Here is a 26,151-nt window from a genome sequence, read left to right as displayed (position 1 = left end):
AGGAACGTCAATCTCTCACGACGCCAGTCTCAGGCGCGGACAGTGCGCGCGCACTAGGCGACGAAACACCCGAAAGCTCATGCGCTGGGCCGCCCAGCCGAGCAGCGCGCCGGCCAATACCTGCCAGAGAGTATGGTTGCCGTTCTCGATGCGCGAACCGCCAACGAACCCCGCCGCCAGGATCATACTCCCGCGCGCCACCGGGTTGTTCGCGATGCATCGGTCCGTCAGATAGGCCGCGCCGAACACCGCCGCTGCCGTGTGGCCGGATGGCATGCCGGCCTCGCCGCCGTTCGGCCTGAGGTTGGCCTTGGCGTCGCCGAGCAACGATTTTGGCACGTGGATACCCGCCTCCAACAGGACGAACCGTCCGAGAAACGCGGCCGCGCGACCGTTCAGCATTTCGCAGCCGAACGCCGCCAGCGGCAGAACGATCTGCACAGTATCGCCGATCCGGCGCGTCGAAGGATATGCCAAAACCACAGACAGGATCAGAATCGCGATGAGAATCCGGGCGCGCAGCTTCGCTTCCGCCGTAATCCGGCCGACAACCGGGCGGACATGACGAACGACAGCCTGAACACGGTTTCTCATGGCCCGAGCGGTAGACCGGATTCATGACGCTCGTATATCGGACACTTGTCAGACAACTATGGAGAAGCCCTATCGTGAGCGTATAATCGCCCCATGCCCGCCCTCTGCCGCGACTGTCTCCATCAATTCGAAACCGGCAGCCGTTGCCCGGCCTGCCGCTCGCCCCGCATCCTCGCCCACCCCGAACTCTTTGCCCTTTCTATCGCCCACATGGACTGCGACGCCTTCTATGCGAGCGTCGAGAAGCGCGACGACCCCTCAATCCGCGACAAGCCCGTCATTGTCGGCGGCGCCAAGAGGGGCGTCGTCTCCACCTGCTGCTACCTCGCCCGCATTAAGGGCGTGCGCTCCGCCATGCCGATGTTCCAGGCCCTGAAGCTCTGCCCCGAAGCCGTCGTCGTGAAACCGAGGGGCAGCCACTACGCCACCGTCTCGAAGCAGATCCGGGCCATGATGGACGAGTTGACCCCGGTCATCGAACCCCTCTCGCTCGACGAGGCGTTCCTCGATCTCACCGGCACCGAGCGGCTTCACAAGGCACCGCCTGCCGTCCTCCTCTGCGGGCTCCTGAAGCGGATGGAGGATGAACTCGGCCTGACCGGCTCAGTCGGCCTTTCCCACAACAAGTTCCTCGCCAAGATCGCTTCCGACCTCGACAAGCCGCGCGGATTTTCCATCATCGGAGAAGCCGACACGGCGGCGTTCCTGAAGGGCAAGCCCGTCCGCTTGATCTGGGGCGTCGGCGCGGCGGGTCAAGAGCATCTCGCCGCCGCCGGCATCCGCACATTCGACGACCTCGCCCGCTGGGACCGCAAGGACCTCCACCACCGCTTCGGCCAGATCGGCGACCGGCTCTGGCACCTCGCGCGCGGCGAGGACTACCGCCGGGTCAATCCGCACGAACCGATGCGCTCGATCTCGGCCGAGACGACGTTCAACGAGGACATCGCCGAGCGCGACCTGCTCGAAGGGCATCTCTGGCGGCTTTCCGAACGCGTGGCCGACCGGGCGAAGGCCAAGGACCTCGCGGGCCGCACCGTGACGCTGAAGCTGAAGAGCGCGGATTTCAAAACGATCAGCCGTCGGCACACGCTGCGCGAGCCGACCCAGATCGCCGACCGGCTCTACCGCGAGGCGGCCGACCTGCTGGTTCACGTCAAGGAAGAGGGCCCGTTCCGGCTGATCGGCGTCGGTCTGTCCGACATCGTGCCCGCACGCGAGGCGGACCTGACGGCCGATCTCCTCGATCCACAGGCGGCCCGGCGCGCAGAGGCCGAGCGCGCCACCGACGCGATCCGCGCGCGCTTCGGGCCGGACGCCATCGTGAAGGGCCGCGCGCTCCGCTGATCCGGCTTGCACCCCGCCTGCGGCATCCCCAGTATGGCCGCCGAAGGACGGTGCGCATGAACATACTCGATACGGGCGACATCCACATTCACTGGCGCGAGGACGGCGACCCGGCGGGCGCTCCGGTCGTGTTCGCCAACTCGCTCGGCACCGATCTCCGCATGTGGGACATGCTGATCCCGCTCCTGCCGCAGTCGCTGCGGCTGATCCGCTACGACAAGCGCGGCCACGGGCTCACGTCCTGCCCGCCTGGCCCCTATTCGATGGGCGCGCTTATCCGTGATGCAGAGAAGCTGATCGAGGCGCTCGGCGTGAAGGACTGCGTCTTCGTCGGCCTGTCGATCGGCGGGCTGATCGCGCAGGGCCTCGCCGTCAAGCGGCTCGACCTCGTCCGCGCGATGGTGCTGTCGAACACGGCCGCCAAGATCGGCACGCGGCAGATGTGGGAGGACAGGATCGGCGCGATTCGGGCCAACGGGATCGAGGCCATCGCCGACGGCATCATGGAGCGCTGGTTCGCCAGGCCCTTCCGCGCGACGCCAGAGATGCAAGGCTATCGCAACATGCTGACGCGCCAGCCGGTCGAGGGCTATACCGGCTGCGCCGCCGCCATCGCGGGTACCGATTTCATCACGCCGACCTCGGGACTGACGCTGCCGACGCTTGCTATCGCCGGGTCCGAGGACGGCGCGACGCCGCCCGATCTCGTGCGCGAGACCGCCGATCTCGTGAAGGGCGCGCGCTTTCACCTGATCCGGGGGGCAGGCCACTTGCCCCCGATCGAGAAGCCGGAGGAATATGCGAAGGTCCTGACGGAGTTCCTGGCCTCCATCGGCCACGGCTGACGTGGCGCGGTTCCTCCTGGTCCACGGCTCGTGCCACGGTGCCTGGTGCTGGCGCGACCTTGTCCCGGCGCTTCAGGCGCTCGGCCACGAGGCCCGCGCCATCGACCTGCCGGCGCATGGAGAGGACCGGACCCCGGCGACCGAAGTGACGCTCGACGCCTATGCCGGCGCGATCCTCGCGGCGATCGAGGAGCCGGTGACGCTCGTCGGCCATTCCGCCGCCGGATACCCGATCACGCTTGCCGCCGCCCGCGCGCCCGAAAAGATTGCCCGCCTCGTCTATCTTTGCGCCTATGTCCCCGCGCCGGGCCTATCGATGATCGAGATGCGCCGCGCGGGGCCTCGCCAGCCGCTGAAGGGCGCGGTGAGCGCCGATCCGGACGGTGTCACCTACCTCGTCGATCCCGACCGAGCGCCCGTAGCGTTCTACAACGACTGCCCCGAGGAGGCCGTGGCCTATGCCGTGCCGCGCCTCTGCCCCGAACCGATCCTGCCGCAAGCGACGCCGCTGCCGCCGAAGACTCGTCCAGAGGTCGAAAGCCACTACATCGTCTGCGCCAACGACCGCACCATACCGCCCGACTACCAGCGACAGATGAGCGCCGCCTTCCCGCCCGGCCATGTCACTGAACTCGCGAGCGGCCATTCGCCCTTCTTTTCCATACCTGACGAGCTTGCCGGTCGGCTCTCGGACATCGCGGGCGGGATTTCCGGGCTTTCGGGCGCGGCGCGGGCGGGCTAGCGTGACCCGGCCGGACCGGGAGCCATGCAGAACCGCCTCGCCTATATCTTCGTCCTCGCGACTGTGGTGATCGACGCCATCGGCATCGGAATCATTTTTCCCGTGATGCCGGAGCTTCTGGAGGAGGTGACCGGGGGCACGCTCTCGCAGGCGGCGCTCTGGGGCGGGGTGCTGGCCACCTCCTTCGCGGTCATGCAATTCGTCTTCGGCCCGATCGTCGGCAACCTCTCGGACCATTTCGGGCGGCGGCCGGTCATGCTGACCGCGCTTGCTGTGATGGCGGTGGACTACGCGATCATGGCCGTCGCGGGCACGATCTGGATTCTGCTTATCGGCCGCATCGTCGCTGGGATCACGGCGGCGACCCACACGACCGCGACGGCCTACATGGCCGACATCTCCGAAAAATCCCAACGCGCTCGGAATTTCGGCCTGATCGGTGCGGCCTTCGGCATCGGCTTCATCGCCGGCCCGTTTCTCGGAAGCCTGCTGTCTACTCTCGGCGTCCGCGCGCCCTTTTGGGGCGCGGCGGCCCTGTCGGCCGCCAATCTCGCCTTCGGCTACTTCGTTCTGCCCGAATCCGTGACCGACCGCATCCGTCGCCCCTTCTCCTGGACGCGCGCCAATCCCCTGGCCTCGTTCCGCGCCATCGGCCGACTGCCGGGGGTCGGGCGGCTCCTCACGCTCTATCTCGTATACAACGTCGCACTCCATGTCTACGAGGCGGTCTGGGCCTTCTACGGCAAGGCGCGGTTCGACTGGGACCCATTCATGATCGGCGTCTCGCTCGCCGTCTACGGGCTCTTTTTCGCGCTCGTCCAGGCCTTCGCGGTTGGTCCCATGACACGCGTCTTCGGCGAACATCGCGCAGCCTTCTGCGGTCTACTGATCGAATTCGTGGCCTGCGTAATCTTCGGCTTCCTCACCTCCGGCATGCTGGCGCTCGCATTCACCGCCTTCGCCGCCCTCGGCAGCGTGGCCGGACCCGCGATGCAGGGGCTCATGTCGAACGCCACGCCCGACGACCAGCAGGGCGAGCTTCAGGGCGTCGTCGCCTCGCTCATGGCGGTCGGCATGATCCTGTCGCCGATGGTCATGACCGGTACGTTTTCCTGGTTCACTCGGCCCGGCGCCGCTATCTACGCACCCGGCGCGCCCTTCCTATTAGCTGCTGCCCTGCTGGTCGTTTGCGTCATAATCCTTGTCGCGCCTTCGCGCGAATCTGCGCCATCCGAACCACTAGCCTGATCGCGAAAGGAATACCGCGATGACCAAGATCCGCGCCGCCATCTGCCACGAGTTCGGCCAGCCGCTGACGGTCGAAACGGTGGAGCTGCGCGCGCCCGGCCCCGGCGAGGTCGAGGTCACGCTCGACGCCTGCGCGATCTGCCAGTCCGACATCTCCTATATCGACGGCGGCTGGGGTGGCGAACTGCCCGCGGTCTACGGCCACGAGGCGGCGGGGAGGGTCAGCGCGCTCGGCCCCGGCGTCACGGGCTACGCGCCGGGCCAGAAGGTGCTCGTCACGCTCATCCGCGCCTGCGGCCGCTGCCCGCCATGCGCGGGCGGACGCGCCGTTCTCTGTGCCGATCCAGCGATGCCCGGCAGCCCGCTAACGCTGCTGGACGGGCGGGCCTTGGAACAGGGCCTGAAGACCGGAGCCTTCGCCGAAAAGGTCGTCGTCGACCGAAGCCAGCTTGCCCCTTTGCCGGACGGCATCCCGATGGAGGCGGCATCGCTTCTCTCCTGCGGCGCGATCACCGGGATCGGCGCTGCGGTCAACACCGCCCGGATCCGGCCCGGAGAGGTCGTCGTCGTAATCGGCGCGGGCGGGGTCGGCCTCAACGCCATCCAGGGCGCGCGGCTCGCCGGCGCCGCGCGCATCATCGCCGTCGACATGGTGCCCGAGAAACTCGATGCCGCGAGGGAGTTCGGCGCGACGGATGGCGTGCTCGCGAGCGAGGAGAAACCCTGGTCCGCCGCAAAGCGCCTCGCCGGGCGCGGCGCCGACGCCGTCCTCGTCACCGTCGGCGCGATCCCCGCCTATGACACCGCCACGCGCTATCTTGGCCCCGGCGGGCGCATGGTCGCGGTCGGAATGCCGCATTCCGGGGCGTCGTCGTCCTATGAACCGGTGATCCTCGCGGCCACCGGCCAGATCATGGAGGGTTCACTCATGGGCGACACCGTGCTCGCCCGCGACATCCCGTGGATGACCGATCTCTACCTCCAGGGCCGTCTCAAGCTCGACGAATTGATCTCGGGACGCTGGAGCCTCGATCAGATCAACGAGGCCATTGCCGACACCCGCACCGGCGCAGCCCGCCGCAATGTCATCGCCTTCGGAGACTAGAGATCGAACGCCCGGTCCCAGCCGAAGCCGACCAGGTGCTGCTCGTCGCCGCCGAGCGCCCGGTAAAGCGCCAGGGCCGGCGCGTTCGCCGGCTCGGTGCTGAGCCAGACGCCCTTACAGCCCCGTTCCCGCGCGGCCTCGGTCAGCCGCTCCGTCATCGCCCGCCCGATCCCGCGCCGCCGCCAGCCCCCGCGCACACCCACCTCATTGATGAAGAAGGCGGGCTCCTTGTCGGGATGCAGCAGCACCGTGCCCGAGGCGAGGCCGACCGCCATCTTCCCCGCCAGCGCCAGCACGATCATGTGGCCCGGATCGTCAAGAAAGGCCGCCGCTTGCTCACGCTTGACCGGGTGATCGAAAAGCCCCTCCGCCACCCCCGTGAGAAGCGACAGATCATCCGGCCCGAGCAACCGGTACTCGATCTTCTCCGTCATGGCGCCCCCTTTCGCGACGAGCCCTGTACGGCTTCGAACTCCGCACAGATGAGGACAGAATGAAACTCAAGGACCTCGAGATTTTCACCATATCACCGCCCGCCCCCGGCTGGGGCGGGCGCTACTGGATCATCGTCAAAGTGACGACCGATGACGGGATCATCGGCTATGGCGAATGCTATGCCTCCTCGGTCGGGCCCAAGGCGATGGAAGCCGTCATCACCGACGTCTTCAGCCGCCACATGGCCGGCGAGAGCCCCGAGAACTTCGAACTGATGTTCCGCCGCGCCTATTCTTCGGGCTTTACCCAGCGCCCGGACCTCACCGTCATGGGTGCCTGGTCGGGTCTCGAGATCGCCTGCTGGGACATCCTCGGCAAAGCGAGGGGTCGCCCCGTTTGGGCGCTCCTCGGCGGCAAGATCAACGAACGGCTCAGGAGCTACACCTATCTCTACCCCGAACCCGGCAAGGAAACCGCCGACTTCTGGGTCAGCCCCGACATGGCCGCCGAGGCCGCGAGCCGTTTCGTCGGCATGGGCTTCACCGCAGTCAAGTTCGACCCCGCCGGCCCCTACACGGTCCGCGGCGGGCACGACCCGTCGCAGAGCGACATCACGCGCTCCGCCGCCTTCTGCCGCGCGATCCGCGATGCGGTGGGCGACCGCGCCGACCTCCTCTTCGGCACCCACGGCCAGTTCAACGTCGCGGGCGCGGTGCGGCTCGCGCAAGCCATCGAGCCCTACGGGCCACTTTGGTATGAGGAGCCGATTCCGCCTGACAACCTTCTCGATTTCGCCGAAGTGCAGAAGGCGGTCCGCATCCCGGTCGCCACCGGCGAACGGTTTTCGACAAAGGCCGAATTCGCCACTGTCCTCCGCACTGGCGGCGCCCGCATACTGCAACCCGCGCTCGGCCGCTCGGGCGGCATCTGGGAAACGAAGAAGATCGCCGCGATCGCCGAGGTCTTCACTGCCCAGATGGCGCCGCATCTCTACGCGGGGCCCGTCGAATGGGCGGCAAACATCCAGCTTGGCGCCTCGATCCCGAACCTTCTCATGGTCGAGACGATCGAGACCGGCGGCGCCTTCCACCTAGCGCTCGTCAAGAACTCGATCAGGTGGGAAGACGGCTATGTCATCGTCCCCGACGCACCGGGTCTCGGGATCGAGTTCGACGAGGATCTCGCCCGCGCCCATCCCTACGACGGCACCCGTCTGCATCTGGAGATGCAGGAGGCACCCTGCGACTATTCTAAGCCCAATTGGTTCGAGGGCGGTGCCCCGGTGACGAAAAAGCCCGGCTGACTCCAGCCGGGCCCGGTGAGGCGGTCAGACGGTTCGCCTATTTCGGGTAGCACGACAACTGCGCGCGGACCATTTTGGGATGCGGCGTGGCGTGCACCGGTGCGACGACCTCCGCCGTTTGATGATACTGACTGCTCAGGAAAGCCTGCGGCTGAACTTCGTTCATGGCGATATCGTCTCCTATGTGGCTCGACGCCGGGCATCCGGCGGCCGGTCTCTGCTCCGTCCCGGCACATGGCCGGGGACCGGTCCCATTGCGGGCAGGACCGAGCTATGCCTGCCAATGCCCGGCTACAAGACCTGACGTAGCTGCGAGCGGAGCCTTGCCGGCTCACAGGGACGCCGTCTGACCGGCCGCCCTTTCTCAGTTCGGATCTCAGCCGAGGCCCGCGGCCTTCAGCGCCATGTCGCGGGCCGCGTTCCTCACCTCGTCCGCCAACTGCGCATCGTCGAGCGTCCGCGACAGCACCATCCCGCCCACGCACAGCGCCGACAGCGCCAGCGCGGTCCCATGCGGCCCGGCCTTTCCAGGTGGCATGTTGTGCTCAAAGAGCCCGGTCATCGCCTGCAACAGCTTCTGAAACGCATCGCGCGTCCTGGCCGTGGACCGGGCCACGTCGGAAGGCAGCGCGATCATCGGGCACTGCCCATCGAGATCGCCGAGATGCTTCGAGGAAAGGTAGCTGTCGATCATCGCCCTGACCGTCTCCGGCCCGCCATTCGCCGGATCGATCCCCGCCTCGTCGCGCCATTTCTTCCCGCGTCCGTTGAGGAAGCTCTCGACGGCTTCGGCGTAAAGCTCCTCCTTATTGCGGAAGTGGTTGTAGAAACCGCCGCGCGTCAGTCCGGCCTCCGCCATGATTTCGTCGATGGAAACCTCAGAAAACCCACGCCGATTGAAGAGGATGCGGGCGTGTTCGACGATGCGCGCACGCACCTTGGCCTTGTGTTCGGGCGTATAGGGCATGGCGGTCCTCGCAGGCTGGTTTCCGGCGAACCTACCATAGCTCAAAATATGTTCTTGAACATATTTAGATTGCTGCGACGCTTGTACCCACGCCCAACCGCAGAGGAGCGTGTCATGAAGCTCTACTATTTCGAATCCCCGAACCCCCGCAAACCCTGTGCCGTCGCCAGATACCTGGAACTACCGATGGACTTCGTTCGCATCGACCTGGCGAGGGGCGAACACCAATCGCCCGAGTTTCTCGCAGTCAACCCGAACGGCAAGGTTCCGGCGATGCAGGATGGCGAAGTGAAGCTATGGGAAAGCCATGCGATCATGGCCTATCTCGCCAGGATGGCCGGCTCCGATCTCTGGCCCGAGGACGACTTCAAGAAGATCGACGTCACCAAGTGGCTCACTTGGGACATGGCTCATTTCTCGCGCCATGCCGGGGCGCTGATCTTCCAGAACGTCATCAAGCCCGACCTGTTCGGAGAGCAGCCCGACTCCGCCGCAGTGGAGGAATCCACCGGCTTTTTCCACAAGTTCGCCAAGGTGCTGGATGATTATCTCGCAGGTCGCGACAACCTCGTCGGCGACTCGATCACCATCGCCGATTTCGGCGTCGCCGCATCCCTGCCGATGGCCGAGCAGGCAATGCTTCCGGTCGCGGGCTACGGCAACATCCTGCGCTGGCACGATCGGCTGAACGAATTGGAGGCATGGCGAAGCCCGTTCCCAGAGATGCCGCTGGCCAACGTACAGCCGGTCGACATGGCGAAGGCAAGCTAGGGGAAGTGCCGGCGGTCCCGAACAGCCTCTGTTCCTCCGGCCGCTCGCCGTAACCGGCCAACCCCGTCCGGTCAAATCCCATTGTCCCTGCCTGCCCCCCTGGGCGATACCGCAGCGGCCGCGCGAGATTCTGCGCGCGGCCGCCTTTTCCCCTTGCGGTTCGCGGCCGGTATCTCCACTTCTTGCGCACGCGGCCACGGCCGCCGAGGAACAAGCCATGTCGCGACTGAAATCCCTGCCCTCTTTCGCCGCACGCCGTCGCCGCCTCGGCTCGCATCCGCCGCGGAGGCTCTCGATGCTGCTGCGCGACGCGGTCGCGGGCGAGGCGCAGCGCATCACCGTGGGCGAACTCGTGGAGGCGCTGGCCTCGCGCGGGCTCGCGCCGGTCCTGATGCTCATGGGTTTCATCAACATCTTCACGATCATCCCCGGTTCCTCGACGGTACTCGGCGCACCGCTCGTCATCCTTGGCGGCGCGATTGCCCTCGGCGCGCGCGGCATATGGCTGCCCCGCAAACTCCGCGAACGCAGTCTCGACCGTGCGCTACTCGCGCGGGGCGTTGGCCGGGCGCTGCCCTATCTCAAGCGGCTCGAGCGGCTGGCCCGACCGCGCGGCTGGATCTGGGGCACTGCGCTCGACCGGGCCTACGGCGCGGTCGTGGTGGTGCTGGGCCTCCTCGTCACGCTGCCGGTGCCGTTCGGCAATACGCCGCCGGCTATATCGATCGTGCTCCTGTCGCTCGGCTTCGCCACGCGCGACGCCTTCTGGGCGGCGGCGGGTCTCGTCTCGACGCTCATCGCATTCGCCATCGTGGCCGGCGTCGCAGGGCTCATCGGCACTGCGGGCATGTCGATCCTCGGTCCCTGACCGGCCCCGCCGTAACTACTCGGAATTTCGCGACGCAGATGAGGAGCACTCCCTCATCGTCGCGGGTGACATCCCCAAGCTCATCGAGCAGCGGAACGTGACATGTCTGCGAGGTGCCCTTCGCATGATTGCCACATTGCTGATCAACAACACGAGGGTCTGCGGCAATCCGTGTCAAAATTTGTTCGGGCAGCGGCCGTACGAAGCTTCGTTCGAACGGCCATACGTGCAAGCCATTGATTCCACAAAATACAAATTGGCGATCCCGGAAGGACTCGAACCCTCAACCTGCTGATTAGAAGTCTTATGGGGGGCAGTTCGATCCGGCTCGGTCTAGCGCGCTATTCTTACATAAGCCTATTGTTTTAAAGCAAATTAGAAGTCGTTTGGAGTGCAGGCACTTCGACGCACCTCTTGCGATCTCGTCGAATCTTGCTTACCTGATGCTTACCGCCAGAGGCCAGATAATGCCAACGATCAAATTGACAAAGTCTCAGGTCGACCTCCTTGGTTCCAACGGAGGGCCGGACGCGATCCATTGGGATGCCTCGCTCCCAGGCTTCGGAGTGCGCGTGAAGGCGAGCGGCGTAAAAAGCTTTGTCGTGCAGTACCGCAACCGGAATACTGGAAGATCACGCCGTCAAACAATCGGTCAGTATGGGCCGCTTCTATCCTTCGTGGAGGCCAAGGAAGCAGCAAGGAGCATTCTAGCTGACGCGGCTCGTGGCGCCGACCCCGTCGAAGACGTCCGCGCACGCCGGGCCGCGCCGACCGTCAGGGAACTCTCTATCCGATATCTAGAGGAGCATGCAATCCCCAAGAAGCGGCCTAGCAGCGTGCGGAACGACCGATCGATGCTCGACCTATACATTCTGCCACGGCTTGGTCGCCGTAAGGTGTTTGAGATTGGCCCTGAAGACATACAGACCCTCCATAACGGGCTGCGGGCAACGCCCTACCAAGCGAACCGCACCTTGGCACTCCTCTCCAAGATGCTGTCGTTGGCGGTTCGCTGGAGGCTCCGTCCGGACAACCCTGCTGTCGGCATCGAGAAATATGTCGAGGAAAAGCGGTATCGCTGGCTGTCGGACGCCGAGCTTGGGCGGTTGACCAAAGCGCTCGACGCACATCCAAACCAGATTGCGGCCGACGCTATTCGCCTCCAACTTCTGACTGGCGCCCGGATCGGCGAAGTGCTGAGCGCGCAGTGGGGCGATTTCGACCTCGACCGCGGCGTCTGGACCAAGCCGTCGCACCACACCAAGCAGAAGCGCACCGAGCATCTTCCTTTATCGCGCGCCACCGTCGCTCTTGTTTCGGGGATGAAGGCACAGCGAGGGGAAACATCGAGCTTCCTTTGCCCGGGCCGAAATACTTCTGTGCCGATCTCGGACTTGAAAGCCTTCTGGCGGTCGGTCACTTCCGCGGCGAACTTGGAGGACTACCGGATTCACGACAACCGGCATACCCACGCATCGCATCTCGTCTCGAGCGGCATGAGCTTACCCATCGTCGGCCGCCTGCTGGGTCACACGAACCCCTCCACAACGCAGCGCTATGCCCACTTGTCAGACGATCCACTCAGAGCGGCAGCTGAGATCATGGGTGCCAAACTCGGCAAGAACTAGAGGCCGTCACTTTGCGACGGTTGCATCAGAAATCTACAGTATGGGCGGAAAGCGGTCTTTCGCTGCACCATAGGGATGGAGATCGGGACTTCAGGAAACCTGACGTTCGCGCCGCTCTCCAACTTGTGCATCCAGGCATTCGGGTTTCAGCACTTGCACGGAAATTAGCGCAATCTGCTAGTTTTACCTCGAGATGCGGCAGCTCGAACGCCAATCACGTCTTGGCTTTGCAATTCCGTTCCAGTGCCAGCGACAAAGGCAAACTCCGCCGCGGAATCGGCAAACTACGTATTCCTGATCTCAGCGGATCAAATCGGCACCAACAACAACGATTGCCTCACAGGGCTCGTTACCGAGGCAGGTATAGCTGTGTTCAAAATCGGATTCGAAATACATCGAATCCCCGGCCTCCAATCTATGCGTCTTGCCGTGGATATTCAGGCCAAGCGTGCCCGACATCACATAGATGACCTCGACGCCGGAATGGCAATGCGGAGCCGGGATGGGTGCGCTTGCGAGGAACTGGGCCAGATAGGCCTCGATCCGGCGCTCGGTCACCGGAAAGTCGAGGCTTTCAAAGAAGAAACTCGGTGATCCGTCCGGCACGTTCGGCAGGCGCAGCCGGTCCTTTCGGCGCACGATCTCGACGATCGGCACATCCTCGCCCTCGGCGAAGAAATGCTCCAACCCGACGCCGAAGACCATCGCGATGCGCATCAGCGTGGGCAGCGTCGGGAAATGCTGCCCGCGCTCGATCTTCGACAGCATCCCGGCCGACAGGCCCGAATGCTCCCCGAGCTGTATCAGGCCGAGGCCCTTCGTCGTCCGCAGATCGCGAATCTTCTGGCCGATTCGGTAGGCTGACAGCCGGTCGTTCAGAGTTTCCGAAACCATTTTTGCCGATCCCTTTTCGCCTGACGAAAGCAGGCCGCTGGAATTATCGTATCACGAACAAATTATGCGTGTCACGAAAAAATGCGTGTAAATAAAAAGATTTTCGTGTAGTTCAACTCAGACTACCGGTCGGGATGGTCCTGACACGGACGCATAGAAAGGAACACTCATGAAGCTGCGTAGCTCGTTCAAAGCTCTTGCCATCGCTTCCACGGTCGCCTTTGCCGGCGCCCCCGCCCTTGCCGACGGTCATGTCAAGGACATCGTCGACACGGCGGTTGCCGCTGGGGAATTCAACACGCTCGCCGCCGCTCTGACCGCGGCCGAACTTGTCGACACGCTGAAAGGGGAAGGCCCCTTCACCGTCTTCGCCCCGACCGACGCCGCATTCGCCGCTTTGCCCGAAGGCACGGTCGAAGACCTCCTGAAGCCCGAGAACAAGGACAAGCTGACGGCAGTCCTGACCTATCACGTCGTTCCGGGCGCGGTGATGTCTTCGGATCTGAGCAATGGCATGACCGCAGCCACCGTCAATGGCGCGGAGGTGACGATCATGACCGAGGGTGGTGTAAAGGTGAACGATGCCTCTGTCACCGCTGCTGATATCGCGGCCTCCAATGGCGTCATCCATGTGATCGATCAGGTGATCCTGCCGCCGATGTGAATCGACGCTCGGCGGGGCATGTCCCCGCCGCAACTCCAGATACCCGTCTGTGAACCAGTGACCGAAACCAGCCACGCAAAAGGAGAATGACATGGACTCGAAGCAACTCGTGCGCACGGCGTGGGATGCCGTAATGGATGAAACCAAGAACCCGCTGCGGCGCTTTCCACTGGTGACGGCGCATTTGCTGATGCAGGTGCTGGCCTGGATGTGGAGCGCGATCTTCTCCGTCGCAATCGGAAGCTATTTTGCCTTTGGCGTGACGGCGGTCGGCCATTCGCTGATCATTGCGGGGGTCATCGTGACTATTGCGGTCTTCCGGCGGGCGGAAGGGGCGTCGGAGGCAGGGTGACGTTGGGCGGTCACCACGTCGCGCAACACCCCTCGGGACTGGCGACGTGACCGGACCGGGAACATGGGTGCGGCATCCTCCAGGTCGCACCCATGCGGTTCGGAAACCATGCGACCCGTTCACCCATTTCGAGGAGCGTCTCAAATGATACCGGGAAATCGAAGCCACGTTTCGGGACCACCTGCGCCATGGTCAGGGCTCAGCCCCGGATCACGCAAGGTGCCGACGAAATGACGAACCGTGCTTTGGTCATCGGCGCATCGGGCGGGATCGGCGCAGCCCTTGCAGAGGCGCTGATCGCGCGGGGGGCAGAGGTGACGCGCCTGTCGCGCTCCGGCGGCGCGTTCGACATAACCGACCCCGAGACCGTTGCCTCAGCTCTGTGCGGGCTCGATGGACCGTTTGACATGATACTTGTGGCGAGCGGCATGCTTGCGCCCGAGGGTGGCCGGCCGGAAAAAGCGCTCGCAGAGATCGACGCCGTCGCCATGGCCCGGGTTTTTGCGGTCAATGCGATCGGTCCTGCGCTTGTCTTGCGGCATGTGCCACGGCTCCTGCCGCGTGGTCGCCGTGCGATTGTCGGCGTCCTCTCTGCCCGCGTCGGATCGATCGGCGACAACAGGCTCGGCGGCTGGTACAGCTACCGTGCTTCAAAGGCTGCGGTGAACCAGATCGTCCACACCGCCGCCATCGAGATCGCCCGTCAACGGCCCGAGGTGATGCTGGCGGCTCTGCATCCCGGCACGGTCGAGACCGCCTTTACTGAAGCCTATCGGGCGCACCACAAGGTCGCGCCGGATGTGGCCGCGGCCAATCTGCTGGCTGTTCTGGACCGGCTGACCCCGGCCGACAGCGGCGGCTTCTATGACTGGGCCGGAAAACCGGTGCCGTGGTGAAGCCCCGTCTGATCCTCATTCTGGGCGATCAGTTGAGCGCCGATATCGCCGCTTTGCGCCACGCCGACAAGGCACGCGACATCGTGGTCATGGCCGAGGTTGCGGATGAGGCAAGCTATGTCCGGCACCACCCGAAAAAGATCGCACTGGTCCTTACCGCGATGCGCAAGTTTGCCGCCCGGCTTGAACAGGCTGGCTGGCATGTGGCCTATACGCGGCTCGACGATGACGGCAATACAGGCTCGATACCGGGTGAACTCATCCGCCATGCGTCTCAGCACGGAGCCGAAGAGGTGGTGGCAACCCTCCCCGGCGAATGGCGGCTGATAAACGCCCTGAATGACCTGCCCCTTCCCGTTCGCCAGCTTGCCGATGACCGGTTTCTGATCTCGCCAGCCGACTTCGCCGACTGGGCAAGGGGGCGCAAGGAATTGCGGATGGAATGGTTCTACCGGGAGATGAGGCGCAAGACCGGTCTGCTGATGGACGGCGATGCGCCGGCAGGGCGCGCATGGAACTACGACCACCAGAACCGGAAAGCGCCGCCAAAGCATGACCACGGACCCAAGCGTATGGTATTCGAGCCCGACACGGTGGTGTCCGAGGTGCTCGATCTGGTCGAGGCACGATTTGCGGAAAATTTCGGCACCCTGCGCCCTTTCGGCTTCGCCACGGACCGGGATCAGGCGCTTGCGGTTCTGGACCATTTCATCGCCCACGGGCTTCCAAGGTTCGGTGACTATCAGGACGCGATGATCGCTGGCGCACCCTGGCTGTGGCATGCTGTGATTTCACCCTATCTCAACCTCGGTCTGCTCGACCCGATGGAGGTCTGCCGCCGTGCGGAGGAGGCCTGGAAGGCCGGCGCGGCCCCCCTCAACGCGGTCGAGGGATTCATTCGCCAGATCATCGGCTGGCGTGAATTCGTGCGCGGCGTCTATTTCCTTGAAGGTCCGGACTACACATCGCGCAATGTGCTGGGCCATGACCGCGGGTTGCCTGCCTTGTACTGGGGGGCCAGGACAGACATGCGGTGCCTTCAGGATGTGGTGCGCCAGGTGCGGGACCATGCCTATGCCCACCACATCCAGAGATTGATGATCACAGGCAACTTCGCCTTGCTTGCCGGGGTAGATCCCCACGAAGTGCACGAATGGTACCTAGCGGTCTTCGCCGATGCGTTCGAATGGGTCGAAGCGCCCAACACCATTGGAATGAGCCAGTTCGCAGATGGCGGTTTGGTAGCGTCCAAGCCTTACGTGTCATCAGGAAACTACATTTCGAAAATGTCGAACTACTGCAGAGACTGCGCCTATGACGTGAAAGCCAAAACCGGCGAGAAGGCCTGCCCGTTCAATCTGCTCTATTGGCAGTTCGTCGATCGCCACCGCGACCGCTTTGAAAGCAATCCGCGGATGGCGGTGATGTACCGCAACTGGGACGCGCGCGATCCGGATGAGCGCGGTCGGATACTTCAAGAGGCCGAGGCATTGCTTCGCGGGCTGGAAGAGGGAGATTCAATTTAGGTTGTGCTGACTAGTTCGACGCATAAGCGATCGGCATTTGGCCGAGCAGGTGGTCTCGTCTGGCATGTTTCACGAACCGTTAGCCAACAGCCGCCTCGTGCCATTGCTGCACTATGTACGAACGGCCAATTTGGGGACGCTGCGCAGCAACGTTGGTTGCTTTCGCCAAGGTCTGGTCAGGGCCGACCCTGCCAACGCACGGGTGTTGGCCGCCAGGAGCTAACGCCCCATCGTATGTTGAGCCAAGAGACCCTCGAAAGTGGCGGGAGCTGTGTCGGCCGCTAAAGGAAAAGCGTCGGTGCGCCGTGGGGCCAGTGATCCTCGATCCGGATTTTTGGTCGATCGTTGAAGGCCAGACCCACGACATGGGCATTTGCGAACTCCTCGCGCATGGCGTGGATCAACCCTGCCGGTTTCACCGCGTCAGGAACCGCCATCGCCCTTTCGACATGGGGTTCGGCCGCCGTTTCGCCCAACTTGATCGCCGGTCCGACCAGCGCGAACGCGGGGTTGATCAACAGGGCTGCTATCGCGCCAAAAAACTCCGCGATGCCCGCGCCCCATTTCAACCTGACGGGTATTTTCGAGGCCGCGACGGCTTTTGCGTAGGCCTCGACCAGCGCCTCCATACGCTCGCGCGCCTCCTCGGTGGTAGTTCCCCTTAGGGCCTCGACCGAGGTCCAGGCGCGTAGGGCGAGGCGGTGGGCCTGCACCTCGGGCATCGTGCAAAGGTCGAGCGCCGCTTTGATCTGGTCTTGGTGCGACCGCTGCTTGCCCTCGGTAGTCTCGTGATGAGGGATCAGGAACTCCCAACCGAACGCACGCAGCAATCGTTCCTGCTTCGGGGCGTCGTCGAGGAACGCCTGTGGGCCGTCATAGGCCGGGATCACCGCAACCTCGGTGCGCGGTACTCCCTTGATCAGCGCCCGGTTCCGCTCCGCATCCACGAAGTCCTGGAGAACGCGGCGGGTGAGGTGAAACGCTGGTGCATCGAAGTCCTCATTCCTCTGTGCCTCTTCGAATCCGGGCTGTTGTTGAAGGTCGGCAACGTCCATTTCGGCGTCTGCTGCGATCTTTCGTTTTTCCCACTCCATGTGCTGCTTGTCGTCCCAGGAAACTTCCATCAGACGGTCACGGGGAATCCAACTCAGCACCTCGTCCTGGTGCGCCGGATCCCATTCCTCGGGCCAGGTCGCCCCAAGCGGAGGTCGCGGAATCACCAGCGCCTCAAAAAGAACCAACTCGGCGACAAAGGCGCGCGGCCGAAGGTGGTCGCGCACGGAGACCGTGCCCCAAATCTGCGCCGGGTTGTTCATAAGAGTTCCCCCGCTGTCGGGCCGCTTCCAAAGACTATCATCATCGAGCTCAAGCGTGTGGAATTTACTCGGGCATGTCGTGAAGAACGCGGATTGAACGCACGCATTAGGATTTGGAACCGCAATCCTCGCTGCGAAACGGATGAGCGTCTACAGTCCCGCGCCCTGCCGTCTCACTCAACGCAGGAAATTCTGCACCATGTCGTGAACGGCCGGTTTGGGGAAGCTGCGCCGCGGAAGGATGACCCCTCGCAAGAGTCTGCTTTGGGCCGGACGCTACCCAGCCCCCAGCCCTCCCTCAAGTCGGTATGCCTTGACAGTGCCAAAGAAGGCGCAAAAAGTCGATCTGTAAGGGAGAAGACCTCGCAGAGCACCGACGAGACCAACAGCCGAGCCGTTGCCAGCCTAACGGATCAAGTTCATCAGACAACACCCTGGCGATGTATTCGGCCAGCTTCCGGTCAGCTCGCCGGTAGACACGCCGAATTCGTAGCAGTGCTGTCAGATTGGCAAATGACGACGCTATCGAGACTCTAGCCTATTTCAAAACAAGTTTCTCCGAAACGTCCCGCCCAAGAGATTCAAGATTGTGGCGTCATGCCATTCACAAGGGCTCGCTTGAGATTTTCGACTGAGAATGGTTTGCGCAGCAGCGTCATCTTTTTGCCAAGTTCAACGCCGGCCAAGACAGACTCCTCAGCGTATCCGGTCATAAATACTACCGTGAGACCCGGAAACATACATCCAAGCTCTTCGGCGGCTATTGGCCCGGTCGCCGAACCTGAAAGCACTACGTCGCAGAGCAGTAGGTCTATTTGAGGTAGCTTGCCCGCAATATGTATCGCCGATCCAGCATCAGACGCAGAACTGACCATGCAGCCCAGAGATCGCAATTGTGTAGTCAAAGTCAGACGAAGAGCTTCATCGTCTTCGAGCACAAGCACATGCTTACTCCTCAGACTATCACTAGGTACAGCATTAGCGGGAACGGGCGTCTCTTCCAAAACAGCCCGTTCTCGCGGTAAATATAGCTTGATTGAAGTGCCGCGACCAAGTTCCGAGTTAATTGTTAGATGTCCACCAGACTGCTTGGCGAACCCATATGCCATCGAGAGGCCCAGGCCGGTACCTTGGCCGACCGCCTTAGTAGTAAAGAATGGCTCGACTGCTCTTTCAGAAACTTCTTGCGACATGCCCTCACCGGAATCTGAAATCGAAACGCACACATACTCCCCACCTCCGTGTCGGTTGCTATCCGCAACTTGACCTTCCTCGTACACCGTGTTTTGCACCTCTATGATCAGTTCTCCGCCGTCGCGCATGGAGTCTCGGGCGTTAATCACTAGGTTCAAGATCGAAGCCTCCAACTGAGTGCGGTCAACTTTCACAATCCAGCAGTCAACTTCCGTTCGAATAATCAAATTAATATTTGGCTTAACTGCAGTTTTAATTAAATCTTTTGCCTCGTTAATCAATTTTGACACGTTTAAGTACGTTGGCGTCAAATTTTGCCTCCGAGCGAACGCCAACAACCGCTGAGTAAATCTTGCACCACGCTCGACCGCAGAGGTCGCAATATTCAAATAACCTATCAATGAATCTTTATTCGTTCCATCTCGGAGCAGTTCAAGGTTCCCTGAAATGATGGCAAGAATGTTGTTAAAATCATGCGCTACACCTCCGGTCAGTTTGCCTACAGCCTCCATTTTCTGCGACTGAGCGAGTTTACGTTTCATATCATTGTAATCTGTGATATCCTCGGCGACGATATCAACAGCGTCAAAGCAGCTGTCAGTCGCGTCATTAGGAAAAAAGAGCACTTTGAGGTACCGAATCCCACCGTCTCTCATGTTTACGCGCTTGGTCGCAACAATACCTTCACCGCGCAGAAAGGCGCCGTCAGCCAAGAATAGATCTTGCATGCGATGCTGTCCACTCGCGTCCTCGAAGATGTCACTCTCAACAGAGAGATTGAGCATCTCAATAACACCCCTGCCGTGCATCTCAGCGTAACGTTCATCGCATTCTAGTAGCCGATTGTGTTTTTTACTGACCGTTGCGTAACCTAGCCTGGCAAGATGTGCCGCCTTCGCCAGCCGTCGCTGGCTGTGAGCGCTTTCTCCTTGCCACGAAAGAATATTATCCCGCATATCATGTATTGAGCCTACGAGCTCTTCCAACTCTTGGGAGCGGAATGTCTCGCTCAGGTCAATATAGAATTCCGTCCAATCTTTTGGCCTCTGGCTCAGTTTGTCTACAATTTTATTAATAGGCAACAATACCACAATGGTTAGCAGTCGATGAATTAGGAAAATAGAAAAAAGAGCTGTCGCTGTGGCAATTAAAATCAAAATCAAGATCCACGATTTAGCTATAGTCCAGGCCTGATTACGGTCAACTTCAAGTGTCATCTGTCCAATTTCAATCGTGCCGCTACTGTCGGAATGTACTAATGCACGGGTCAGGCTAAATGTGTGCTCACCTTCCGACAATGTTCCGGCCTGGACAACTGTCCCCGTTTTATCGACAATAATCCCTCCGGTAATGTGTCCAAACTCGATGTACGCATCCAGTTTGGATTGAAGAAAATTTGTATCTAGTTGCCAAAGACTAGTACCAATCTGATGCAGATCGTCCGCAACAGTGTTCTGAACTCGCCTTTCCAACCGTGCGTTTTCCAATTCATAGGTGACAAAGCCGATTGCTACGCAGGCAATCGACAGTACTAACAACATTGGCAGAGCGATCGAAGCGGCTGCCATTGCCCCGAGGCCTAAGCGATACTTAAAAGACATCAACGTCAATTTTCGGACAACTTATATTTAAGCATGATACCGTCATGGGTACCGTCTGACTTCATAGACAGAAGTGCACTATTTAACGTCGCAATTTTTTCTTCATGTTTTTTGTTGAGAAAAAGAAACAAGTCTGAGCGCTTTCTGATGGAAGTCGCCAAAGGTCGCTTCATACCCTTCTGCGCCGCCAAGTATCTTGCTGGTGCTATCGTCAGCATAGCAATGTCAATTCGATCAAGTTCCAACATTTTCAACAGAGCTTCGGCATCGTCGAGAACGTTCTTATTTTTGTGATTTTGGAATTTTTCCTCAAAAAAATCCCAACCGCGAAGGTAGCCTATTCGGTAGTCGTCAAATCCCTCCCAAGATTGAATGTCAATGTTTGGGTCTAGATGGAGGCCCGCGAAAACGACATGAAAAACTGGTTCAGGCACTCTGACAAGGTCTTCATATTCATTTTCTATCGCCATTGTTCGTGCTGCATCTCCATCAATTACACCAAGATTTGCATCTACAAGTCCGCGAGCGGGCGGTGATTTTATCAAAACGTAGCGAAGTTTGGCGCGAGTGAACATTTCAGTTAATATCCTATCAAGGTAGCCATCCTTTGCCTCTGTTGTAACTGGAGGAAGAGTTGCGTTAGATAGGCGCAATGGGTTATTTACAGATTGCCCATACAAAAGAGTCGGAATTTGTGCAGTGGTCAGCACAATTCCTACAATAAATGGCGCGCAAATTCGGAGAATGAAATTCAACTAACTAACATCAGAATTTAAATGACGAGCTAAAGCGGCTTGCAATTCGCCTCGCCCAAATGGCTTATAAAGCACATCACAAAATCCCTCAAGGTCCGCAAGTGCCGTAACTTTCTCAAGAGAAGTGTCCGAATTTCCGCCCGAAATCATTATGGACGGAATTCCCGCAAGTATATCCGAATTGTTCGTGATCACTTCCAGCGCGGTTGTGGTTCCAAGCCACATATCCAAGATAATTGCATCAGGAGCAACTTCTTCGGTAGCGGAAATGAAGGAGCCACAATCAAAAAAAGCCCTGCAGCTATGACCGAGAGATTTCACAAGATTTGCCACAGTTTGGCACATTGCTGGGTCGTCCTCAAGCACATAGACTAGAGCCATGAAGCCTTTGCCACCTCCTATTGGTTACTACTTCTATGTTAGCAGACTTGCTCTGCTGAATCTTCCGAGCACGCGTAATGTATCGTCCCTGTGGTCTGCTGCAAAGAGGCTCAGTTGCGAGTGCCCGGAGATGGCCGTCAAGCTGTTGCTTTCTCATTAGTGCAAATCAATCCCTTTTGCAGCGATGCAATGATTTTGACCAGCCACGGGCTTTTTCCTCTACCGCCGATTAGAGTCCGCCCCAACTTGAGGACGACAATGAAGCGAACGGGATTCACGGACGAGCAGATCATCGGGATCGTGGCCGAGAATGAGGCGGGTGCGAAGTGCACGGACCTGTGCCGCACGCGCGGCATGTCGCAGGGCACTTTCTATAACTGGAATGCCAAGTTGGGCGGGATGACGGTGTCCGTGGCCACGCGGCTGAAGGCGCTGGAAGACGAGAATGCCAAGCTAAAGAAGCTGCTGGCTGATCAGATGCTGGACATGGCGGCGATGAAGGAACTGCTGTCAAAAAAAAATGGTGACGCCCGACCTGAAGCGCGAGGCTGTCGAGTATCTGCAGGTGCAGTTGGGTCTGTCGGAACGGCAGGCGTGCGAGATTGCCGGGGCGGACCGGAAGATGGTGCGCTACCGGTCGCAGCGCTACTCGGATACGGCGCTGCGGGGCCGGTTGCGGGATCTGGCCAACGAGGACGCAGGTTCGGCTACCGTCGGCTTTTCGTCCTTCTGAGGGCGAGGCGGAGCCCTCGGAGATCAACCGCATCTACCGGCTCTACCGCGAGTAGGGGCTGACCGTCCGCAAACTCAAGGCGCGTCGCAAGGCTATCGGCACAAGGGCCCCGATCCTTATCGAGGCATGGGTCGATGCGCGCTGGTCGCTGGATTTCGTGAATGATCAGTTCGCCTGCGGACGACGTGTTCGGGTTATGAACGTGGTGGACGACGTCACGCGCGAATATCTGGCGGCGATCTTGGACACTTCGATCTCGAGCCGCCGCGTAGCGCGGGAACTGACGGTGCGGCTCGAACGGCGCGGCAAGCCCAGGATGATCATCAGTGACAACGGGACGGAACTGACGTCGAACGCGATCCTGAAGTGGTGCGCCGAACACCAGGTCGAATGACACTACATCGCGCACGGAAAGCACATGCAGAACGGCTTTGTCAAAAGCTTCAACGGCAGGATGCGGGACGAGTTCTTGAACGAGACGCTGTGTCGCAACCTGGCCCATGCCCGCGAACTGATCGCCGTTTGGGTCTCCGACTACAACACCCAGCGCTCCCACTCGGCATTGGGCTATCAGACCCCCGCCGGGTATGCGCGCAACCTGACCAACGCAATCGCTCGCCCCGCTGCGCAAGATGAGAGCTCCGCGCGTCAGGCGACTGCTCAACCCGCGCCAATCGGCGTAAACACCAACTGGGCTCCAGTCGCGGCTGGATGAAAGACCAGCGGCAGGTCAATTTCGTAATCGGCTCATGTTGACGTGCTGGTAAGGAACGGCGAGGATACTTGCTTCCAGCAAGGACAAGGGGGGCTGCATGATTTCTAGCAAACGGCGGTCGCTGGGTCTGGCATCGCTATTCGAGCAGATTGTGCGGGCAACCTACGACAAACGAGGTCCGTTGAACTTGCAGCCCGCTCAATGGTCTGCGTTGCGCTACTTTGATCGGGCCGGCGTCAGAGCAAGGACGGTTTCTGGCTTAGCTAAGTACATGGGCGTTACTATGGGACCAGCAAGCAGAGCCGCGCGGGCGCTCGAAAGACGGCGCCTGTTGATATCCGAAAAGAACACGGAGGACGCCCGGAGTATCGTCTACACTCTTACCTCCCTTGGTCAAGAGCTCATGGAGACCGATCCTCTCAACCGTCTAGCCGCTGCCTTCGATTGCTTGCAAGCAGCTGATTTGGAAGTTATATCGCGTTCACTTGTTAACATAGCAGAGAGCCTGAGCTCCAAGAATGTATTCGCACTCGACGCCACCGATCGCCGGCAAGAGGGCGGCTGACTATAATAGGTCCGCACACTCTGATCCCCAACAATTACCCGGTCTCTATTGCAGTCTGAGTGCAATTTCTAACGAGACTGATCGTTAGATCCTGCCGCCGTGACGCGATCGACCTGACGTATCGCTTCGCATCATATCGGGCTGTTTTCAGAGAGCTTAGTGCAACGGATAAACATCAGTAGGGCAGGTGGCTCGAAAACTAGGTGGATAATGTCGGCCAATCGTTCCGGCAACGAGAGCGGGCGATGCAGGACCCTCGGCGCATGCGAAGCCATTGAAATTTCGCTGCTACCCGCTCCTTCGTCTACAACCGCATCTGCCAGAAGCGACCGCCGTCCATCCCAAACCGCCGCAAGTAGGCTCGAACTACCGCTATTGACGGTGGTGCGAACTCGACGCAGCACAACGGAGAGTGTTAAAGACCCGGCGGAGAATGGTTCGCATTCCTCTAACAGTCCCCGCACAGCGCTCTTCGCAGCTAGATCGCGCAGTACTTGCGCGACTCAAGCGAGATCATCGGCAATTTTTCCGCGCGCAGCGCGGAGGATTTGTTCTGCCTCCGCATATCCATTTAGAGCCGTAAACTGCACTAAATCGTCCAGAACGTCCAAGATCCAATCTGGGCTTAGGTTGCGGCAATATTGAGTATCAGAAGACGAGCTTATGGTATCGTGCATATGTAACTCTTTTTCCCATTTTAGATTTCTTGTAAACTCTCTCTCAATATTGGCGAATCGATCAAATTCTCTCCGTGCCAAATGTTTGCGAATAGATACCGCGCCGTCGTTCTCAGATTTATCTTCAAGCAGTATTGTTTCAGCTGCATGGTAGAGAGCTTCAATCATGTCGAAAAGTTCTTCGACACATCTTGGAGTTATCTTTTTATTTTTGGTCTCAGGCGTTGACATCAGGCGTGTCCAATTTGTTATTCCAAGTTTTTCTTTATTATATTGGGTAGCGCAATTTTTCTATACGCGAGCATGAGGCCTTTGTGATGCAGGCTAGCAACGTGGAGGGTTTTACGGGTTTCTCAAGGAGAAGATCGACTTCCGAGCCCAATAAGTTATCTTCTATCTGTATTTGATCTTTGTTCACTAGAACAATTATTGGTGTAAGTTGCTTTCTGATTTGGCCAAGTAGGTCTAGTATCGAATGATCTAGCACGACGACATCAAAGCAATGTAAGGCGCACAAGGCGATTGCAGCTTTACTAGTACTGGCTTGCAGAACCTCCCAGCCAACCTTTTCCAGGCAGCGCGCAACCTCTAGCCGAAACGAATGAATCTCGGCTGCAATTAGAATCAGCGGTTTCGTCCGACGACTATCTGTTGGGAGTTGTCCCATCTAGACGGCCCTGCACTACAATTGCTACTAGCAAGCATGGGTAGAGCATTTGATTGCTGATAGCAACCAAGTTTCCGCGAGATTCCGAGGGCGGCAAATTTTTCCTAACTAATTGAATATTATATAAAAACCAAGAGATGGCGCATTTTCAGCTTCTGGCCTGCCCAGGTGGGGTGGTGCGGGTTGAGTCATAGTGCATGACGGGTTTTGAGCTGTTAACGCCCTTTGGACCACCCGACTGAAAGTCTTCCAAGCGAGGATGACGCAGGACGGCGGTGATGTGCCCGAGCCATTCATCAGCATTAGCGACGGGTTGATCCCGATGGCGCTGTGTGCACGGACCTGTTGTAGTGCCTACACAACTGCTCCATCGTTGACCGTGCTTCGTCAAGGCACGTGCGGCAAATCATCTTCGTGCTTAGCGACGTCGGGACCAGCACATATGACATCGCCGAAAGACGGAAGATCTCAGGCCTCGTCCTAAAGCGGCCAAGGGGCTCAGTTTGATCATGCCCAATCACTAGGCAAGCACCTACCCGGCTCAAGCGTGCTTACTCTGATACCGCTCCCGAGAGTATGATTCCTTTCGAAAAGGGGACCGTCGGGTCTAGCCGCTGAGAACGTAGAGCCGACACTTGTCGGAGATGCGATCTCGCGTGGCGGCATGATTGTCGACCTGAGCCAGCGCCAAGGACATCGATGTGAACTCGCCAATGATCGAGCCGGGTCTGTTGCCGCATCTGCTAGCGTACCAGCTTGACGAGCACTTCCTTGCCTTGCGCCTCTGGTATCTCCTTCATTGCAGCGATTGCCGCTTCCGAAACCAGTCGCTGAAGATTGTCGAGCCCATTACGTTCCGCATACGCTGCTACGCTGCAGAGTATGTGCGCGATTGACTGCGTTGTTTCCATTGTCTGAACCCTAACCCATTCGCGGCTGTTTGCGCCGCTTACAATACAACTCGGACACGAAAGAGTTACGCAATCGTTAACCCCATTGCCGGGTGGCCGGTCAGGGAACGCAACGGGCTCCCACGCTTGTCAGATTTGCGGCTCTGCGGGAGCGAGCGGGGGCTTTGTCGCGACCATCTCCAACTCCCGCTGAACCTGCGCCATGGCCTGCGCAGTTGCCGTGAAACCAAGCCGGCGAGTAAGGTGGATGGTAGCGCTCAACTCGGCAGCGAGCTCCTGCAGATCCTTCCTTGTCTCACACATGTCGACAGCCTTTCCAATCATGCATCTCGGCGCGGTTCATGAATAAGCCATGATCCTTAACACGTGGTTAAAGTTTCCAATCAAATGCCTCCACATTTCACCGCTGACACCGACCATGGGAGCCACGGTGTATCCCAGCACAGTATGT

At 60.1% G+C, this 26,151-nt stretch carries 26 protein-coding genes and 1 pseudogene; 16 read left to right on the top strand and 11 right to left on the bottom strand.

The window, feature by feature from the left end; genetic code table 11:
• Positions 1–15: 15 nt before the first annotated feature.
• Positions 16–594 (bottom strand): phosphatase PAP2 family protein, encoded by a 579-nt coding sequence (locus DEA8626_RS17165; protein WP_108854432.1) that lies wholly within the window; start codon positions 592–594, stop codon positions 16–18.
• 93 nt (positions 595–687) lie between these two features.
• Here DEA8626_RS17165 and DEA8626_RS17160 point away from each other — a divergent pair, with 93 nt between their 5' ends.
• The 5 genes from DEA8626_RS17160 to DEA8626_RS17140 are packed head-to-tail and all read left to right on the top strand — an operon-like array spanning position 688 to position 5,881.
• Complete coding sequence (locus tag DEA8626_RS17160) at positions 688–1,941, top strand: DNA polymerase IV (protein WP_108854431.1); 1,254 nt, start codon at positions 688–690, stop codon at positions 1,939–1,941.
• A gap of 56 nt (positions 1,942–1,997) precedes the next feature.
• Positions 1,998–2,786, top strand: coding sequence for a 3-oxoadipate enol-lactonase (pcaD, locus tag DEA8626_RS17155; RefSeq protein WP_108854430.1), 789 nt, complete (start codon positions 1,998–2,000; stop codon positions 2,784–2,786).
• A 1-nt stretch (position 2,787) separates the two neighbouring features.
• Complete coding sequence (locus DEA8626_RS17150) at positions 2,788–3,528, top strand: alpha/beta fold hydrolase (protein WP_108854429.1); 741 nt, start codon at positions 2,788–2,790, stop codon at positions 3,526–3,528.
• Positions 3,529–3,552: 24 nt separating this feature from the next.
• Complete coding sequence (locus DEA8626_RS17145; RefSeq protein ID WP_108854428.1) at positions 3,553–4,776, top strand: TCR/Tet family MFS transporter; 1,224 nt, start codon at positions 3,553–3,555, stop codon at positions 4,774–4,776.
• A 19-nt stretch (positions 4,777–4,795) separates the two neighbouring features.
• On the top strand, positions 4,796–5,881 hold the full coding sequence (locus DEA8626_RS17140; RefSeq protein WP_108854427.1) for a Zn-dependent alcohol dehydrogenase: 1,086 nt from the start codon (positions 4,796–4,798) through the stop codon (positions 5,879–5,881).
• Here DEA8626_RS17140 and DEA8626_RS17135 read toward each other — a convergent pair.
• The gene (locus DEA8626_RS17135; protein ID WP_108854426.1) at positions 5,878–6,315 is read right to left on the bottom strand and encodes a GNAT family N-acetyltransferase; all 438 of its coding nucleotides are present in this window, start codon (positions 6,313–6,315) and stop codon (positions 5,878–5,880) included. The two genes, DEA8626_RS17140 and DEA8626_RS17135, sit on opposite strands and share 4 nt — an antisense overlap.
• 59 nt (positions 6,316–6,374) lie before the next feature.
• Between DEA8626_RS17135 and DEA8626_RS17130 the strand changes: the two genes are divergently transcribed.
• Complete coding sequence (locus DEA8626_RS17130) at positions 6,375–7,619, top strand: mandelate racemase/muconate lactonizing enzyme family protein (protein ID WP_108854425.1); 1,245 nt, start codon at positions 6,375–6,377, stop codon at positions 7,617–7,619.
• 37 nt (positions 7,620–7,656) lie between these two features.
• On the opposite strand, the gene DEA8626_RS21645 is transcribed toward DEA8626_RS17130, so the two are convergent.
• Both DEA8626_RS21645 and DEA8626_RS17125 read right to left on the bottom strand, forming a co-directional pair.
• A complete protein-coding gene (locus DEA8626_RS21645; RefSeq protein ID WP_281261504.1) occupies positions 7,657–7,785 on the bottom strand; it encodes a hypothetical protein in 129 nt (42 codons plus the stop codon).
• A gap of 210 nt (positions 7,786–7,995) precedes the next feature.
• A complete protein-coding gene (locus DEA8626_RS17125) occupies positions 7,996–8,586 on the bottom strand; it encodes a TetR/AcrR family transcriptional regulator (RefSeq protein ID WP_108854424.1) in 591 nt (196 codons plus the stop codon).
• 114 nt (positions 8,587–8,700) lie between these two features.
• Here DEA8626_RS17125 and DEA8626_RS17120 point away from each other — a divergent pair, with 114 nt between their 5' ends.
• The 3 genes from DEA8626_RS17120 to DEA8626_RS17110 all read left to right on the top strand — a co-directional run bounded on the left by DEA8626_RS17120 (position 8,701) and on the right by DEA8626_RS17110 (position 11,853).
• Entirely contained in the window at positions 8,701–9,357 is a 657-nt protein-coding gene (locus DEA8626_RS17120; protein ID WP_108854423.1) for a glutathione S-transferase family protein, read from the top strand.
• 295 nt (positions 9,358–9,652) lie between these two features.
• Complete coding sequence (locus tag DEA8626_RS17115) at positions 9,653–10,225, top strand: exopolysaccharide biosynthesis protein (RefSeq protein WP_181366504.1); 573 nt, start codon at positions 9,653–9,655, stop codon at positions 10,223–10,225.
• Positions 10,226–10,692: 467 nt separating this feature from the next.
• Positions 10,693–11,853, top strand: coding sequence for a tyrosine-type recombinase/integrase (locus DEA8626_RS17110; RefSeq protein WP_108854681.1), 1,161 nt, complete (start codon positions 10,693–10,695; stop codon positions 11,851–11,853).
• Between the two features lie 300 nt (positions 11,854–12,153).
• Here DEA8626_RS17110 and DEA8626_RS17105 read toward each other — a convergent pair whose 3' ends face one another.
• The gene (locus tag DEA8626_RS17105; RefSeq protein ID WP_108854421.1) at positions 12,154–12,747 is read right to left on the bottom strand and encodes a helix-turn-helix domain-containing protein; all 594 of its coding nucleotides are present in this window, start codon (positions 12,745–12,747) and stop codon (positions 12,154–12,156) included.
• 169 nt (positions 12,748–12,916) lie between these two features.
• Here DEA8626_RS17105 and DEA8626_RS17100 point away from each other — a divergent pair, with 169 nt between their 5' ends.
• The 4 genes from DEA8626_RS17100 to DEA8626_RS17085 all read left to right on the top strand — a co-directional run bounded on the left by DEA8626_RS17100 (position 12,917) and on the right by DEA8626_RS17085 (position 16,185).
• Complete coding sequence (locus DEA8626_RS17100; RefSeq protein ID WP_108854420.1) at positions 12,917–13,411, top strand: fasciclin domain-containing protein; 495 nt, start codon at positions 12,917–12,919, stop codon at positions 13,409–13,411.
• A gap of 91 nt (positions 13,412–13,502) precedes the next feature.
• The gene (locus DEA8626_RS17095; protein WP_108854419.1) at positions 13,503–13,763 is read left to right on the top strand and encodes a hypothetical protein; all 261 of its coding nucleotides are present in this window, start codon (positions 13,503–13,505) and stop codon (positions 13,761–13,763) included.
• Positions 13,764–13,993: 230 nt separating this feature from the next.
• Entirely contained in the window at positions 13,994–14,659 is a 666-nt protein-coding gene (locus DEA8626_RS17090; protein ID WP_108854679.1) for an SDR family NAD(P)-dependent oxidoreductase, read from the top strand.
• Positions 14,656–16,185 carry a cryptochrome/photolyase family protein gene (locus DEA8626_RS17085; protein WP_108854680.1) on the top strand — a complete coding sequence of 510 codons (1,530 nt, stop codon included), beginning with the start codon at positions 14,656–14,658 and terminating at the stop codon, positions 16,183–16,185. The genes DEA8626_RS17090 and DEA8626_RS17085 overlap by 4 nt, the downstream gene beginning before the upstream one ends.
• A 281-nt stretch (positions 16,186–16,466) precedes the next feature.
• Here the strand turns inward: DEA8626_RS17085 and DEA8626_RS17080 are convergent, their stop codons facing one another.
• The 4 genes from DEA8626_RS17080 to DEA8626_RS17065 form a co-directional block, all read right to left on the bottom strand.
• Positions 16,467–17,501 carry a hypothetical protein gene (locus DEA8626_RS17080; protein ID WP_108854418.1) on the bottom strand — a complete coding sequence of 345 codons (1,035 nt, stop codon included), beginning with the start codon at positions 17,499–17,501 and terminating at the stop codon, positions 16,467–16,469.
• A 581-nt stretch (positions 17,502–18,082) separates the two neighbouring features.
• Positions 18,083–20,263 (bottom strand): ATP-binding protein, encoded by a 2,181-nt coding sequence (locus tag DEA8626_RS17075; protein ID WP_181366503.1) that lies wholly within the window; start codon positions 20,261–20,263, stop codon positions 18,083–18,085.
• Positions 20,264–20,301: 38 nt separating this feature from the next.
• The gene (locus DEA8626_RS17070; RefSeq protein ID WP_146188899.1) at positions 20,302–21,051 is read right to left on the bottom strand and encodes a substrate-binding periplasmic protein; all 750 of its coding nucleotides are present in this window, start codon (positions 21,049–21,051) and stop codon (positions 20,302–20,304) included.
• Positions 21,052–21,432 (bottom strand): response regulator, encoded by a 381-nt coding sequence (locus tag DEA8626_RS17065; RefSeq protein ID WP_108854415.1) that lies wholly within the window; start codon positions 21,430–21,432, stop codon positions 21,052–21,054.
• A gap of 258 nt (positions 21,433–21,690) precedes the next feature.
• On the opposite strand from DEA8626_RS17065, the pseudogene DEA8626_RS17060 reads away from it, so the two are divergent.
• Both DEA8626_RS17060 and DEA8626_RS21775 read left to right on the top strand, forming a co-directional pair.
• Positions 21,691–22,880 (top strand): annotated as a pseudogene (locus DEA8626_RS17060) (IS3 family transposase).
• A 97-nt stretch (positions 22,881–22,977) separates the two neighbouring features.
• Positions 22,978–23,445: a MarR family transcriptional regulator gene (locus DEA8626_RS21775; protein WP_108854414.1), complete on the top strand. Its 468-nt coding sequence runs from the start codon at positions 22,978–22,980 to the stop codon at positions 23,443–23,445.
• A 503-nt stretch (positions 23,446–23,948) separates the two neighbouring features.
• Here the strand turns inward: DEA8626_RS21775 and DEA8626_RS20905 are convergent.
• Both DEA8626_RS20905 and DEA8626_RS21770 read right to left on the bottom strand, forming a co-directional pair.
• A complete protein-coding gene (locus DEA8626_RS20905) occupies positions 23,949–24,353 on the bottom strand; it encodes a hypothetical protein (protein ID WP_146188898.1) in 405 nt (134 codons plus the stop codon).
• Between the two features lie 37 nt (positions 24,354–24,390).
• Complete coding sequence (locus tag DEA8626_RS21770; protein WP_108854413.1) at positions 24,391–24,789, bottom strand: response regulator; 399 nt, start codon at positions 24,787–24,789, stop codon at positions 24,391–24,393.
• Positions 24,790–25,490: 701 nt separating this feature from the next.
• Between DEA8626_RS21770 and DEA8626_RS17045 the strand changes: the two genes are divergently transcribed.
• Entirely contained in the window at positions 25,491–25,685 is a 195-nt protein-coding gene (locus tag DEA8626_RS17045) for a hypothetical protein (protein ID WP_146188897.1), read from the top strand.
• Positions 25,686–26,151 lie beyond the last annotated feature (466 nt).

Source organism: Defluviimonas aquaemixtae (genome assembly GCF_900302475.1).
Lineage (GTDB): Bacteria > Pseudomonadota > Alphaproteobacteria > Rhodobacterales > Rhodobacteraceae > Albidovulum > Albidovulum aquaemixtae.
This window is presented reverse-complemented; position numbering and strand designations above follow the sequence as displayed.

Bases quoted from the DNA above. Each gene is read 5' to 3' on its own strand.
- DEA8626_RS17165 (WP_108854432.1), bottom strand. From the start codon at position 594: ATGAGAAACCGTGTTCAGGCTGTCGTTCGTCATGTCCGCCCGGTTGTC.
- DEA8626_RS17160 (WP_108854431.1), top strand. From the start codon at position 688: ATGCCCGCCCTCTGCCGCGACTGTCTCCATCAATTCGAAACCGGCAGC.
- pcaD (WP_108854430.1), top strand. From the start codon at position 1,998: ATGAACATACTCGATACGGGCGACATCCACATTCACTGGCGCGAGGAC.
- DEA8626_RS17145 (WP_108854428.1), top strand. From the start codon at position 3,553: ATGCAGAACCGCCTCGCCTATATCTTCGTCCTCGCGACTGTGGTGATC.
- DEA8626_RS17140 (WP_108854427.1), top strand. From the start codon at position 4,796: ATGACCAAGATCCGCGCCGCCATCTGCCACGAGTTCGGCCAGCCGCTG.
- DEA8626_RS17135 (WP_108854426.1), bottom strand. From the start codon at position 6,315: ATGACGGAGAAGATCGAGTACCGGTTGCTCGGGCCGGATGATCTGTCG.
- DEA8626_RS17130 (WP_108854425.1), top strand. From the start codon at position 6,375: ATGAAACTCAAGGACCTCGAGATTTTCACCATATCACCGCCCGCCCCC.
- DEA8626_RS21645 (WP_281261504.1), bottom strand. From the start codon at position 7,785: ATGAACGAAGTTCAGCCGCAGGCTTTCCTGAGCAGTCAGTATCATCAA.
- DEA8626_RS17125 (WP_108854424.1), bottom strand. From the start codon at position 8,586: ATGCCCTATACGCCCGAACACAAGGCCAAGGTGCGTGCGCGCATCGTC.
- DEA8626_RS17120 (WP_108854423.1), top strand. From the start codon at position 8,701: ATGAAGCTCTACTATTTCGAATCCCCGAACCCCCGCAAACCCTGTGCC.
- DEA8626_RS17115 (WP_181366504.1), top strand. From the start codon at position 9,653: ATGCTGCTGCGCGACGCGGTCGCGGGCGAGGCGCAGCGCATCACCGTG.
- DEA8626_RS17110 (WP_108854681.1), top strand. From the start codon at position 10,693: ATGCCAACGATCAAATTGACAAAGTCTCAGGTCGACCTCCTTGGTTCC.
- DEA8626_RS17105 (WP_108854421.1), bottom strand. From the start codon at position 12,747: ATGGTTTCGGAAACTCTGAACGACCGGCTGTCAGCCTACCGAATCGGC.
- DEA8626_RS17100 (WP_108854420.1), top strand. From the start codon at position 12,917: ATGAAGCTGCGTAGCTCGTTCAAAGCTCTTGCCATCGCTTCCACGGTC.
- DEA8626_RS17095 (WP_108854419.1), top strand. From the start codon at position 13,503: ATGGACTCGAAGCAACTCGTGCGCACGGCGTGGGATGCCGTAATGGAT.
- DEA8626_RS17090 (WP_108854679.1), top strand. From the start codon at position 13,994: ATGACGAACCGTGCTTTGGTCATCGGCGCATCGGGCGGGATCGGCGCA.
- DEA8626_RS17080 (WP_108854418.1), bottom strand. From the start codon at position 17,501: ATGAACAACCCGGCGCAGATTTGGGGCACGGTCTCCGTGCGCGACCAC.
- DEA8626_RS17075 (WP_181366503.1), bottom strand. From the start codon at position 20,263: ATGGCAGCCGCTTCGATCGCTCTGCCAATGTTGTTAGTACTGTCGATT.
- DEA8626_RS17065 (WP_108854415.1), bottom strand. From the start codon at position 21,432: ATGGCTCTAGTCTATGTGCTTGAGGACGACCCAGCAATGTGCCAAACT.
- DEA8626_RS21775 (WP_108854414.1), top strand. From the start codon at position 22,978: ATGATTTCTAGCAAACGGCGGTCGCTGGGTCTGGCATCGCTATTCGAG.
- DEA8626_RS20905 (WP_146188898.1), bottom strand. From the start codon at position 24,353: ATGTCAACGCCTGAGACCAAAAATAAAAAGATAACTCCAAGATGTGTC.
- DEA8626_RS21770 (WP_108854413.1), bottom strand. From the start codon at position 24,789: ATGGGACAACTCCCAACAGATAGTCGTCGGACGAAACCGCTGATTCTA.